This is a genomic window from Campylobacter sp. RM15925, from assembly GCF_012978775.1.
GTDB classification, from domain to species: domain Bacteria; phylum Campylobacterota; class Campylobacteria; order Campylobacterales; family Campylobacteraceae; genus Campylobacter_A; species Campylobacter_A canis.
Window position 1 is genome coordinate 113,982 of sequence record NZ_LIWP01000004.1, and the last position, 12,711, is coordinate 126,692.

The 12,711-nt window shown below is 36.7% G+C and carries 10 protein-coding genes and 1 tRNA gene; 9 read left to right on the top strand and 2 right to left on the bottom strand.

Going from position 1 to position 12,711, the window contains the following annotated elements; translation table 11 throughout:
- Positions 1 to 2: 2 nt before the first annotated feature.
- Complete coding sequence (locus tag CDOM15925_RS03705; RefSeq protein ID WP_169941235.1) at positions 3 to 785, bottom strand: TOBE domain-containing protein; 783 nt, start codon at positions 783 to 785, stop codon at positions 3 to 5.
- Between the two features lie 228 nt (positions 786 to 1,013).
- Between CDOM15925_RS03705 and CDOM15925_RS03710 the strand changes: the two genes are divergently transcribed.
- Genes CDOM15925_RS03710 through CDOM15925_RS03720 form a run of 3 tightly spaced genes read left to right on the top strand, consistent with a single transcriptional unit; the run spans position 1,014 to position 4,754 of the window.
- Positions 1,014 to 1,703: an MlaA family lipoprotein gene (locus CDOM15925_RS03710; RefSeq protein WP_169941237.1), complete on the top strand. Its 690-nt coding sequence runs from the start codon at positions 1,014 to 1,016 to the stop codon at positions 1,701 to 1,703.
- Between the two features lies 1 nt (position 1,704).
- A complete protein-coding gene (locus CDOM15925_RS03715; RefSeq protein ID WP_169941239.1) occupies positions 1,705 to 2,295 on the top strand; it encodes a Tgt2/MlaC family protein in 591 nt (196 codons plus the stop codon).
- Positions 2,296 to 2,300: 5 nt separating this feature from the next.
- The gene (locus CDOM15925_RS03720; RefSeq protein ID WP_169941241.1) at positions 2,301 to 4,754 is read left to right on the top strand and encodes an efflux RND transporter permease subunit; all 2,454 of its coding nucleotides are present in this window, start codon (positions 2,301 to 2,303) and stop codon (positions 4,752 to 4,754) included.
- 5 nt (positions 4,755 to 4,759) lie between these two features.
- Here the strand turns inward: CDOM15925_RS03720 and CDOM15925_RS03725 are convergent, their stop codons facing one another.
- Positions 4,760 to 5,350 (bottom strand): BON domain-containing protein, encoded by a 591-nt coding sequence (locus CDOM15925_RS03725; RefSeq protein ID WP_169941243.1) that lies wholly within the window; start codon positions 5,348 to 5,350, stop codon positions 4,760 to 4,762.
- Positions 5,351 to 5,434: 84 nt separating this feature from the next.
- Between CDOM15925_RS03725 and CDOM15925_RS03730 the strand changes: the two genes are divergently transcribed.
- From CDOM15925_RS03730 to CDOM15925_RS03755, 6 genes are all read left to right on the top strand, one after another.
- Positions 5,435 to 5,532 (top strand) — tRNA-Sec (locus CDOM15925_RS03730).
- A gap of 184 nt (positions 5,533 to 5,716) precedes the next feature.
- Positions 5,717 to 9,541, top strand: a complete 3,825-nt coding sequence (locus CDOM15925_RS03735; protein ID WP_169941245.1) for a diguanylate cyclase domain-containing protein — start codon at positions 5,717 to 5,719, stop codon at positions 9,539 to 9,541.
- A gap of 9 nt (positions 9,542 to 9,550) precedes the next feature.
- Entirely contained in the window at positions 9,551 to 10,411 is an 861-nt protein-coding gene (locus CDOM15925_RS03740) for an ATP phosphoribosyltransferase regulatory subunit (RefSeq protein ID WP_169941247.1), read from the top strand.
- A gap of 20 nt (positions 10,412 to 10,431) precedes the next feature.
- Entirely contained in the window at positions 10,432 to 11,682 is a 1,251-nt protein-coding gene (locus tag CDOM15925_RS03745; RefSeq protein ID WP_169941249.1) for an adenylosuccinate synthase, read from the top strand.
- Complete coding sequence (locus CDOM15925_RS03750; protein ID WP_169941251.1) at positions 11,679 to 12,107, top strand: flagellar export protein FliJ; 429 nt, start codon at positions 11,679 to 11,681, stop codon at positions 12,105 to 12,107. The genes CDOM15925_RS03745 and CDOM15925_RS03750 overlap by 4 nt, the downstream gene beginning before the upstream one ends.
- A complete protein-coding gene (locus CDOM15925_RS03755) occupies positions 12,104 to 12,691 on the top strand; it encodes a MotE family protein (protein ID WP_169941253.1) in 588 nt (195 codons plus the stop codon). The genes CDOM15925_RS03750 and CDOM15925_RS03755 overlap by 4 nt, the downstream gene beginning before the upstream one ends.
- Positions 12,692 to 12,711 lie beyond the last annotated feature (20 nt).

The following is a 12,711-nucleotide window of genomic DNA, read 5'->3' on the forward strand; positions in this document are numbered from 1 at the left end:
TTTTATACTCCTATTATGATTTGACTTGATTTAATTAAGGCTGTTAGTTCGTCGCCAACGCCTATTTTCATCTCCATTGCGCTATCTTTTGTTATGATTGCGGTGATGGTTTGATGATCGTTTATCTCAAGGACTATTTCAGCACTTACCGAGCCGATTTTAGCCTCTATCACCTTGCCTTTTAGTTGATTTGCCGCACTTATGTTTAGATTTTCGTCCTTGGCAAGCATAACGCTTGGGGCTTTAAATATAAATACTACTTTTTTGCCGACTTGCAAATTTAGGCTTTTTTCGGATTCTACGGTTATGACCGCTCTTAAAATTTCATCATTTGAGAGTTTTGCTACTACTTCAGAGCTTACCGCTCCTGTTTTTATTTCAATTATTTCGCACGATAGTTGGTTTCTAGCGCTTAAACTCATACTCATACGTTGTAAATTTGCTATTTCGGCAGTAGAGATATCTATGTTTGCACATACTTTTTCTAAAAATATTTTTTGCGACTCAAGCATAGCTTCATATAGGCTGATCATCTTTCTGCCATATTCGGTTAGCTCGCTTCCGCTGTTTTTTTTATTTCCTTGCATGCGGGCTATTAGAGGCTTATCCGAGCGGTTGTTTAGCGCATCTAGGCTATCCCAGGCGTTTTTGTATGAAATGCCTACGAATTCGGCTGCTTTAGTTATGCTTTTTGTCTCGTCAATCGCTTTTAGCAAATTTATATGCTTGGTTAAAACAGGCACTCCGCTATCTAAAAATAACTCTAAACTTATATCTGCTTTCATTTCTTATCCCTTATATTATATTTGTATATTTAATTGTAATGCTAGCTTTAATCGGTTTATATATAAAAAAGCTTTTAAGTATAAAATAGTATATATAAAAAGCAACTTAAAACAAAACTCAAATACTCCGATCTAAAAAAGATTTTATAAATTCGTATAGCTTTAAAATTTAATATTTTTGATTTTGTTATAATTATTTTGCTAATATTAGCAGTTTGAAAGGAAGCTATGAAAATTTTTATATCTTTAATGCTTGGTTTTGTTTTGGTTTTTGCAAATGAAATTGATGAATTCGACGATGAATTCAAAGATAAGACCGAGGTGTTTGATCCGCTTTCGGGATACAATAGAGTAATGACGAATGTAAATGACTTTTTGTACGTAAATATTTTTAATCCCGCTATAAGAGGTTACAACTACGTAGTTCCACAGCCCGCAAGAGAGGCTGCCGGAAATTTCTTTGATAATCTTTTATTTCCTCTTAGGTTTGTAAATAACTTGCTTCAATTTAAATTTAAAGAAGCGGGCGAAGAGACGCTTAGGTTTGTCGCAAATACGATAATAGGCTTTGGCGGACTAACCGACGGGGCTAAATACTATGATTTGCAAAGACACGATGAGGATTTTGGGCAAACTCTTGGATATTGGGGTGTCGGAAGCGGTTTTCACGTGGTTTTGCCGATTTTGGGACCTTCAAATTTACGCGATATAGTGGGCTTAGCCGGAGATTATTTCGCCGATCCTATAAGCTATATAAATCCTAGTTCAAGGGCGAGCGGTATTCAAATTTACAGAAGAGGCAACTCGTGGTCGCTTGATCCTGATGCTTATGAAAATTTAAAAAAAGACGCGGTTGATTTATATCCGTTTTTACGCGATGCATACGAACAGCGTCGTAATTATTTGATAAAGGAATAAGATGAAATTTTTTAAGATTATTTGCGCTTTGTTTTTAAGTGTTTCACTTTATGCTATAACCGAGAGTGAGATAAAGCCAAGCGTTGAGGCGGCGACAAAAAACGCTATTTCGGTTTTAAAGGATAAGGGCTTAAATAACGATCAAAAAGCCGATAAAATTTTTGCCATATTTGATCCGTTTTTTGACTATAAACAAATGGCTAAAATAAGCCTTTCAAAGCGATACGACGCCTTAAGCGATACTCAAAAGCAGCAGTTTGACAAGGCGTTTGAAACAAGACTTAAAAGCTCGTATGTGGATAAGCTTTTAAGCTATAACGACCAAGAGATAAATTTAAAAGAGCACACAAAACCAAACGATAAAAGATACTGGCTAAACGGCGAGGTTGTAAGCGAAGGCAAAAGCTATCCTTTTGTCTATAAATTTTATGACGCTAAAGAGCGCGGTTGGCTTATATACGACCTTGATATTTTAGGCGTTAGTATAGTTCAGACTTATCGAAGTCAGTTTGGAAGCTTGCTTGAAAACGGCAGCTTTGATGATTTGCTAAAAAGGCTAGAAAGCGTAAATTTGCCCGAGGATAGCAAGTAAATTTAATGAAATCCATCTTTAAATTTATCGTTTTTTATCCTAAGCGAGTTATTGTCTCAGTCTTGCTTTTAACGCTTGTTTTTGGATATTTTTCCACAAAACTTGCAGTTGATGCCTCCACTGAGACGCTTTTGCTTGAAAACGATAAAGACTTGGCTTTGTTTAGGGATGTTGCTAAAAGATATGCAAGCCCTAACTACTTAGTTGTCGCATACACTCCAAAAAACGAGCTTTTAGATGATGTTACGCTTGAAAAGATTAGAAATTTATCAAGCGAATTTGAGCAAAACGAGCTTGTTAAAAATGTCGTATCCATACTAAATGTCCCTCTGCTTCAAAGCTCAGGCGGCTCGCTTAGCGATATCGTAAAGCGAGTCCCTACTCTTGAAGATCAAGATATAAATAAAACCGCCGTGAAGCTGGAATTTGCAAGCAGTCCGCTATATACAAACGCCCTTGTAAGCAAGGATCTAAAAACAACGGCGATCATCTTAAATTTAAAAGACGATAAAAGATATACGGAGCTTTTAAACGCTAGAAATTTGCTGTTAAATAAAGAACTAAACGGTACTTTAAGCAAAGGCGATAAGCAAAATTTAAAAAGCGTAAATGTTGAGTTTAAGTCCTATCGCGACTCTTTGCGCGCAAAAGAGAAGGCTAGTATAGAGCATATAAGGGGCGTGATAGATAAATTTAGAGGCGATGAGACGCTGTTTTTAGGCGGAGTAAATATGATCGCAAGCGACATGGTAAGCTTCGTAAAATCGGATCTTTATACTTACGGTATAAGCGTGGCCTTGCTTTTGATATTTAGCCTTTGGCTCTTTTTTAGGCAAATTCGCTGGATCGTGCTACCTATATTTATATGTGCGGTTAGCGTTATATTTGCAACGGGACTTTTTGGCTTTTTGGGCTGGGAGATAACGGTTATCTCATCAAATTTCATAGCTCTTCAGCTTATCATTACTATCTCTGTGGTGATTCACTTAACGGTTAGCTACAGGGAGTTTTTTATAACCAAGCCGAGCTTAAATCAGCACCAGCTTGTATATCTAACGCTTAGGGATAAATTTCAGCCATCTTTTTTTGCGATATTTACGACCGTTATAGGCTTTTTATCGCTTGCGTTTTCCGACATAAAGCCCGTTATAATGCTTGGCGTGATGATGAGTACGAGCATATCTATTTCGCTTGCGCTTGCGTTTTTATTATTTGGCAGCGTAGTCTCTCTTCTTGATAAGCTCGCTCCCGTTAGGACGTTTGAGAGCAAATTTAACTTTACTAAAATTTGTGCAAATTTTGCTCTGAAATCCAAATTTGCCGTTTTTGCCGTAAGCGGACTTATGCTTGCTTTTGGAATTTACGGAATTTCAAAACTTCGCGTTGAAAATAGCTTTATTGAGTATTTTAAAAGCTCAACCGAGATCAATAAAGGCATGCAGATAATCGACACTAAACTCGGTGGCACGGTGCCCGTGGATGTACTTATAACATTTAAAGACACAAGTAAAGACGAGGGCGTAAACGAAGCGAAAGATGAATTTGAAGATGAGTTTAAGGCTAATGAAAACGAGGCTAAGTACTGGTTTAACAGCCATAAGATGAACATCGTAAAAAAAGTGCATACTCATCTTGAAGGCAAGGAATTTGTCGGCAAGGTTTCAAGTCTTGGCACGCTTTTAGAGATCATTGAAATTTTAAACGACGGAGTGATTGATGATTTCTTGCTAAGCGTGATGTATGAGCAGATGCCTGAAATTTATAAAGATATCATTTTAAGCCCTTACGTTAGCATCGCGGGTAATCAAGTGAGATTTTCGCTTAGGACTATTGACTCTGACGAGAGGCTTAGACGAGATGAGTTTTTAAAAACGCTTGAAAGCGAGATCGTAAATTTAACCAAAGACGATAACGTGAAAGTGCAGATAAGCGGTGCAATGGTGCTTTATAACAATATGCTTCAAAGCCTTATTTACTCGCAGATTGATTCTTTCGGTTTTGTCGTTTTAACTCTTTTTGTGATATTTTGCGTTATTTTTAAGAGCGTAAAACTTGCGATTATCAGCATTATCACAAATATCATCCCGCTTTGCGTGGTTTTTGGAGTGATGGGTGCAGCGGCGATTCCGCTTGATATCATGAGTATTACTATAGCTTCCATAAGTATCGGTATCGGCGTGGATGACATTATTCATTATATCCATAGATACCGCGAAGAGCGCCGAAGCAAGAGCGTGGCGGAGAGTATAAAAGCCTCGCACGCAAGCATAGGTTACGCGATGTATTATACTTCCTTTGCTATATTTTTAGGCTTTAGCGTAATGGTTACGAGTAATTTTATCCCGACTATTTATTTTGGATTGCTTACCGATTTGGTTATGGTTATGATGCTACTTGGAGCGCTTGTGCTTTTACCTGCGCTTATTCATACGTTTTATGCAAAAAGCGCTGCCAAGTAGAAACTTTACTTCATAACTCTTAAAAACGAATAAACGTCATTTACGCCTTCGATATGTTTAGCATACCAGATGGCGTGCTTTTCTTGCTCGATATCTGTTATTATGCCTGTAAATACGACATTGCATTGTACTACGCTAACTCTTACGCTAGTACCGCTTATCTTGCTATCTGCAAAGAGGTTATTTTTAAGGGCAAGCATTATGTTTAAGTTGCTTTCGCATTTTTTTTCGTCGCTTGGAAATCTTATATAAGTGTAAATTTTTTCAACCTCGGCGGTATCTTTGGCTAAATTTATGAGTTTTGTTTTATGATTTATATCAGGCACTATGCCTATTAGATAGACGTTGCCGTAAAAGCTCTCTACATCGATATCAAGGTTGCTAAGTCCCGATGAGGCTAAAATTTTGCTTTGAATTTTTGTTTTGATAACCTTGTCTTTTGTTATTGCGTAAATTCCTCGCTCGTCTTGAGAGATGAGATATGCGTCATAGACGTTTAGTCCTGTAAGCGGAGATGGGATGCTGGTAAAAATTTCTAAACATCCGTTTAAAAACAGTGCAAAAAACAAATTTATAAATACAAATCTAAATTTCATAAACAACTCGTTAATAATTTGCCTGAAATCGTATAAAATTCAAACTAAAATTTATATAAATCTGATATAATCCACATAGTCTTTGGAGGATAAAGCGATCTGGTGGCGCTCGCGGACTTCAAATCCGATGACGGGGCGGTTGACCGCTTCGTGGGGAGTTCGATTCTCTCATCCTCTCGCCAATTCCTAACTAATTACATTTTTATTTTAATGTTTAAATTATATTAAAAAAAGAAAAATCCGATATAATACTCTTTTATTAAATTTAATTATAGTTTTTAGGGCATTTGGTATAAAATAATGTTTTTACACAAGAATAAAAATTTATCTTTCAACATCTTAAATAAAATTTATTTTGCAAATTTTATGACCACTATTGCTATATTTTGCATTATTGCTTTTGGGTTGAGCCTGAAATTTGACGATGTAAAAGATAACGTATATGCTAATAACAGATACTTCAGAAACGTCATCACCGCCCACTCAAGAGCGGTTGCCGCAGAGCTTGATCTGCTGCAAAAATACATAGTTTCTGATAGCTCCGATACAGGAACCATACTTGATTACGCCTTTCGCAACAGAGAGGAGTATCACGCCTTTTATGTGCTTGACTCTAATGGAAATGTCGAATTTTCAACTCTAAAAAGCAACGAGATTAACAAAGACTATAGAGTATTTTTTGCTTCAAAGCCATGGGAAGGTAAATTTGTAGATGGAATTTATAAATCCAAATTTAGCTTTGCGACAAGTGATATTCCCACTAGATTTATCGCTAAAGATCTTGGAAACGGCGAAATTTTAGTTGCCGAGATTAAATTTGATTTTATATACGGAGAGCTTACGCAAGCTTATGACGATAAGGGGGCTAACTCTTTTATCATAAACGGCAACGGTAAAATTTTATTTCATCAAAATATAGATCTTGTGCTTGAGCAAAAGACTATATTTGATCTTTACGGCGTAAGGGCTGATTATCTTACGAATAACGAAATACAAACCAGCGATTTTGGCTCAAAAAATTTCGATATTTATCTTATTAGATATATACCTGAAGAGGATATGGCGATAGTTACTTATCGCTCTTTTGATAGTATTTTTGGGACAAACTGGCTGTTTTTGCTGATATCTATTACATTTTTATTCTCTTGTCTGTTGCTCATTTTTATCGATGTTAGAGTTACTAAAGACAAGGTTATAAAGCCTATTCTTTCGATTAAAAAACTCATTAAAAAGATGGAAAATGAAGAGGATATTAAGCAGTATGTAAGTACTAAGCATATAACCGATTTTAACGAGATAATAAACGGCATTATTAAAATTTATCAGGATTTTGACGCTAAAAAGACAGCTTATCTTGAGCATGATAAGAAATTTGGCTATCTGTTTAAGAAAGGTCCTCTTGTTATATTGCTAATCAACGCTAAAACAGGCGATATCATAGAGGCAAGTGCAAAAGCTTTGGAATTTTACGGGCTTGAGCAAGAGGGGATGATCGGTAAGAATTTAAATTCCTTAAATGCCATAGAATCAAAAGATATAAACATCATCTCTCACGGAAATATCGACGATACGATAGTTTATGAAACCAAGCAAAGAGTTTCAAACGGCGATATAAAAGATGTCATCATAAGCAGAAAAAATATCGATGTGAATGATTACAAGATAGGTTTTTGCGTCATACAAGACGTTACTTACGAAAATATGATGAGAGAGAATTTAAAGAAAGAAAACGAGACGAATTTCTACTCTCCGGTATTTACCATATCTTGGAAAAACGGCTTTTTAGAAGATATTATAAATGTATCCTCAAACACGCAAAGCATACTTGGATATAAGATCGAAGAGATGCTTGATAGCAATTTTAGTTTCAAAGATATTATTCATCCTGAGGATTTTATTAAAATTTTTAACGAATTTAACATCAAATTTAGGCTTTTTGGGCTTAACTTTTCTAAAAAAGAGTATGAGTCTTTGCAAGCTTGCAGGCTTATAAAGAAAAATTTAGAGATCATCACTTGTAATATTTTTATTAAATTTATATCAAACGACGGCAAGAACGTCAGCGAAATCATAGGGTATTTTATAAATAACGAGCTTATTAAAAAAGTAAGCGTAGAGTATGCGGATATAAATAAATCTGTTCCTATAAGCGTTCAAAAAGAGTCAAAAGACTATAAGCTAATTGCCGATAAGTATAAAAATATAGTTTCAAATTTATTCTTGCATTCAAAAGAGGGTATAGCGCTTGTCGGTACGGATAGTAAATTTATAGACATAAATGATACTTTTAGCGATATTACGGGATATTCTAAAGAAGAGATCATCGGCAAGCCTTCAAGCGTATTAAAATCGGGCGTGCATGATAATAAATTTTATTCCAATCTATGGAAAAAAGCCGTTGAAAACGGTTATTGGAGCGGTAATATATGGAACAAGCGCAAAAACGGCGAGAAATATCTCGAGTTTTTAACCATAAGCGCAATTTACGACAGCAACGGAAGTATCGAGTATTTCTTGGCTATTTTTTCAGATATTTCAAGTATGAAGGCAAAAGAGGATAAATTAGAGCAAATCGCTTATTACGATCCGCTTACCAAGCTTCCAAACAGATTTTTATTCTCAAAGCGTCTTGAAGAGGCTATGAAAACGGCGGCGCAGTCTGAAAATTTAGTAGCCCTTATCTACATCGATATAGATGACTTTAAGCCTATAAACGACCTTTACGGACATAGCATAGGCGATCAATTCCTTATAGAAGTTACCAGAAATATAAATAGCGTAATAAAGGCAAACGATACATTAGCTAGAATTGGTGGCGATGAATTCGTAGCCATCGTAAATGACATATACGATCACAAGCAAGCCGAAGAGATACTAAACAGCATACTAAAAGCGGCAAATAAAGATATATACATAAATTACAAAAAATTAAAAGTAAGCGTTAGCGTAGGCGTAAGCTTGTATCCTCAAAAGGCGGACATAAGGCAAGAGACATTGATCGAGCAGGCCGATTGGGCGATGTATCAGTCAAAATTATCGGGCAAAAACAAATTTTATATATTTGATTCTGAATCTGATAGAAATTTTAGAGACAAATACGCGGTTGCCGATAGAATTTCAACCAGCCTTGCAAACAATGAGTTTAAAATAGCTTACCAGCCTATCATACAGATAAAAACAGGCAAAATTTCCGCTCTTGAGTCCTTTGTCAGATGGAAATCAAGTAGTGTTTCCATACTACATGAAGAGATCTTGCCTCTTGTTTCAAAAGATTATATATACGATGATTTGGTCATTTGGAATATAAAAAATGCGCTTAGAGATCAGGAATTTTTAGCAAAGGAGCATGGACTTAACTTAAAAGTCAGCGTAAATGTAACGCTTGAGCTTCTTTATAAGATGAATTTTATAGATAAATTTAAGATTATCGTTGAAGAAGGATATGAGAATTTGCATATGCTTGAGTTTAATATAAACAACTCAAATTCGTTTAAACAGCCTGATGACGATGAAACATTGGAGGTTTATACCGAACAAGGCGTTACCTTTGCGCTTGATGAATTCGGTTCAAATTCCGCTTCGCTTCAAATTTTAAAAGACATTCACGCCGATAAGCTAAAAGTCTCAAAATACTTAAGCTTAAGTGCGGTAAACGGAGCCGATAGCCTTATCATACTTCGCGCTATACTCTCTCTTTCAAACGCATTTTCTAAGGATGTGGTTGCAAAAGGAGTTGAGACTTCAAGCAATATGAGACTGCTCATAAAAGCCGGATACCAAAAGCTTCAAGGCGGGTATATAGCCCCTCCTATGAAGATTGAAAGCATTAAAAAATGGTCAGATAACTATCAAATTCCTGAGCAATTTAAAGAGCTAAGAGCGCTGAGTGAAGACGATATGATGTGGTGTAATTTAGCCGTTATGCATAGAGTTTGGATAAGAAGCTTGCTTGATATGCTAAGCGCTTCAAATTTAGGCAGACTTGATACTAAAGAATTTGCCAAAGAATATACCGCTATGATGATAAACGTCTATAAAAAACATATAGAGGATACGCACAAAGTAGCCATTCATGTAGAGATAAGCGATATAATCATGAATATTTTGACAAATCTTGACAGCAAGCAAGATATCTCTAAACTTGTGTTAAATTTAAAAACCAAGCGAGATAAGCTGCTTGATTTAGAGTAAGGATGGGCTGTGGAGTTTAAAAATTTTGACGCAAATATATTTGAGCATGAGATCCCGGTAGGAAGCAGGCTTTATTTCGGCAAGAGCGCATCTCTTAAGCGAGAGGTTGAAAGTATAGCCAGTGAAATTTTAACCCAAAACGGCTTTAATGAGATAGTAACGCCTTATTTTTCGCACCATCAGCACTTAAGCGTAGCTCCTACTCAACTTCTTAGATTTAGCGATCATGCAAATCACGAAGTAAGCTTAAGAGCCGATAGTACGGTTGATGTTGTAAGGATAGTGCTAAGAAGGCTAAAAGACAGCGAGCCGAAAAGATGGTTTTATATCCAGCCGATTTTTAAATACCCAAGTAGCGAATTTTATCAGATAGGAGCCGAGTTAATAGGCGAAAAAGATCTTATAACAAGCGTAAATATCGCTAAAAGTCTCTTTGAAAGGTTAAATTTAAAACCCTATCTTCAAATAAGCCACATAAAGATACCTCATATCGTATGCGAACTTTTAAATTTGCCTATTAGTATATTTGAGCATGGCGAGCTTGAGAAAATTCTAAATCAGGATAAAGAGTGGCTAAGAAAGCTTGTTTTTGTAAATTCGATTAAAGACATCGATGAAATTTTAAGCATAGTGCCAAATGAGTTAAAAGAGCCTCTTTGCGAGATAAAAGAGCTTGCTAGTCTGTCGCGATATGAAAATTTAAGAATAGTGCCGTTATACTACTCTAAAATGAGATATTACGATAATCTGTTTTTTAGATTTTTAAGCGGTAATCAAATTTTAAGCGGTGGCGGAAATTACGATATAGAAGGCATTAAAAGTAGCGGTTTTGGTGTTTATACCGACGCTTTATTAGAAAATTTGAAATAAAAACTAATCAAGGATTTAAGATGACTAAAGCTGATATTGTAGTCGGAGTTCAATGGGGAGACGAGGGAAAAGGCAAGATAGTTGATATGCTAAGTGCCAAGTATGATGTGGTTTGCAGGTGTCAAGGCGGACACAACGCCGGTCACACTATCTGGACAAACGGCGTAAAATACGCACTTCACCTTGTGCCTTCGGGAATTTTGCATAGAAATATTATAAACGTGATCGGCAACGGTGTCGTAGTAAGTCCTGAATTTTTGATCAAAGAGCTTGAGCAGTTTGAGGATCTTGAGGGAAGATTTTTTATAAGTGACAAGGCGCATTTAAATTTACCTCATCACGCGCTTATAGATCGTGCAAAAGAGCGTTTAAAAGGCAAAAACGCCATAGGAACTACAGGCAAAGGCATAGGACCTGCTTATAGCGATAAGATAAGCAGAAGCGGTCATAGAATGGGCGAACTAAACGATCCTGATAAACTTTGCAAGGCTATAATGAGCGATTTTGAAGAAAACAGATGCTTTCTTGACGCACTTGAAATAGAAATTCCAAGCGAAGAGGAGCTTTTAAAAGAGCTTAAATTTTATAAAGAGAAGCTTGCGAAATTTATAACCAACACTACAAGGCTTGTTTGGAGAGAGCTTGACAATAATAAAAAAATATTGCTTGAAGGTGCGCAAGGAACCTTGCTTGATATAGATCACGGCACTTATCCTTATGTAACTAGCTCAAACACCGTAACCGCAGGTAGTTGCGCAGGTATAGGCATAAACCCTAAAGAAGTAGGAGAGGTAATCGGTATCATCAAAGCTTACACTACTCGCGTTGGCAACGGAGCTTTCCCGTCTGAAGACTTTGGAAAAGATGGCGATAGTATGTGTGATGTGGGTAAAGAGGTAGGCACTACGACAGGTAGAAGAAGACGCTGTGGTTGGTTTGATGCGGTTGCCGTAAGATACGCTGCCAGACTTGACGGAGTGGATAAATTTGCGCTTATGAAGCTTGATGTGCTTGATGGATTTAGTAAGGTTAAAATTTGTAAAGCGTACGAGTACAAGGGCAGGGAAACGGATTGTTTTCCTACCGATTTGGAAAACGTAAAGCCGGTTTACGAAGAGCTTGACGGTTGGGATAGCGTAGTCGGCGTGCGTGAATTTAAAGACCTCCCTGAAAATGCAAAGGCTTACATAAGACGCATAGAGGAGCTAACCGGAGTTAGAGTAGGCATCATCTCTACGAGTCCTGAAAGAGAAGATACTATCATAAGATGAAGAGCAAATTTAGCCAAATCGTAAAAGTAAAAAAACAAAATTTGGATAAAATAGGCATGCGTCTTGCAAGAAGTAGGGCCGAAGCCGTGATGATAGAGGGGTTTATCGCTGAAGCAAACGAGCAGATAGCTTCTATAAAACTGCCTCAAAGCGGTCAAATTTCGCAAATGAAAAGCTCTTTGGAGCTTTTAAATTTGGCTCGCAGGGAAAAAGAAATTTTAACTCAAAGGCTTGAGCTTACCAAAAAAAGCATAATGCACTATGAGCACCAATATAAAAACGCAAATTTAGAGTATGAAAAGATCAAGTATCTTGAAAGCGAGGATTTTAAATCTCAAATCACCAAGATAAAAAGAGCCGAGCAAAATATGCTTGACGAGTTCGGCTCTATTAGGCATGCTTATCTTAAAGAGAGTGGAAATTGAAAAAAATTTTAATTTTATCGCTGCTGAATTTGGCTCTTTTTGGTTTTGAAGTGCCGGTTGATTGTGTTTCTATATTTGAATCCAGAAAAGCCGAGCTTTTAAAAGAAGTTGAAAAGATAGATGAAGCCAAACAAGGACTTGAGGCATTTCAGGCTTCATCAAAAGCTCTATTTAACGAGCGCAATACCCAACTTGCTAAAAAAGAAGCCGAGATAAACGCGACGCTCGAAAAAATCGAAGCGAAAAAGAAAGATATCGAAAATTTGCTCAAGAGAAACGATGAAATTTTAGCCGAGCTTAAGACGATGACTACCGATAAGGTTAGCGAAGCTTACGGCAAGATGAAGGATCAATCCGCCGCCGACGTGCTAAGTGCTATGGATAGAGCAAATGCCGCTACTATAATGTATGCGCTAGCTCCTAAAAAAATTTCAACTATCATGGCTAAAATGCCGCCTAATATAGCTTCGGAGATAACATTACTGCTTCAAAAGGGTCCGCCGTTTATACATAGCGAATCAAACGCGACTTCAGGCAGTGAGAGTTCGCCCGAAGGACCTGCAGGAAATCTGCTAAATTTTTAAATTTAACCTACTTTTACCTT

What these genes read in the sequence shown, in the direction of transcription:
- CDOM15925_RS03705 (WP_169941235.1), bottom strand. Translation starts at nt 785, where the DNA reads ATGAAAGCAGATATAAGTTTAGAGTTATTTTTAGATAGCGGAGTGCCT.
- CDOM15925_RS03710 (WP_169941237.1), top strand. Translation starts at nt 1,014, where the DNA reads ATGAAAATTTTTATATCTTTAATGCTTGGTTTTGTTTTGGTTTTTGCA.
- CDOM15925_RS03715 (WP_169941239.1), top strand. Translation starts at nt 1,705, where the DNA reads ATGAAATTTTTTAAGATTATTTGCGCTTTGTTTTTAAGTGTTTCACTT.
- CDOM15925_RS03720 (WP_169941241.1), top strand. Translation starts at nt 2,301, where the DNA reads ATGAAATCCATCTTTAAATTTATCGTTTTTTATCCTAAGCGAGTTATT.
- CDOM15925_RS03725 (WP_169941243.1), bottom strand. Translation starts at nt 5,350, where the DNA reads ATGAAATTTAGATTTGTATTTATAAATTTGTTTTTTGCACTGTTTTTA.
- CDOM15925_RS03735 (WP_169941245.1), top strand. Translation starts at nt 5,717, where the DNA reads ATGACCACTATTGCTATATTTTGCATTATTGCTTTTGGGTTGAGCCTG.
- CDOM15925_RS03745 (WP_169941249.1), top strand. Translation starts at nt 10,432, where the DNA reads ATGACTAAAGCTGATATTGTAGTCGGAGTTCAATGGGGAGACGAGGGA.
- CDOM15925_RS03750 (WP_169941251.1), top strand. Translation starts at nt 11,679, where the DNA reads ATGAAGAGCAAATTTAGCCAAATCGTAAAAGTAAAAAAACAAAATTTG.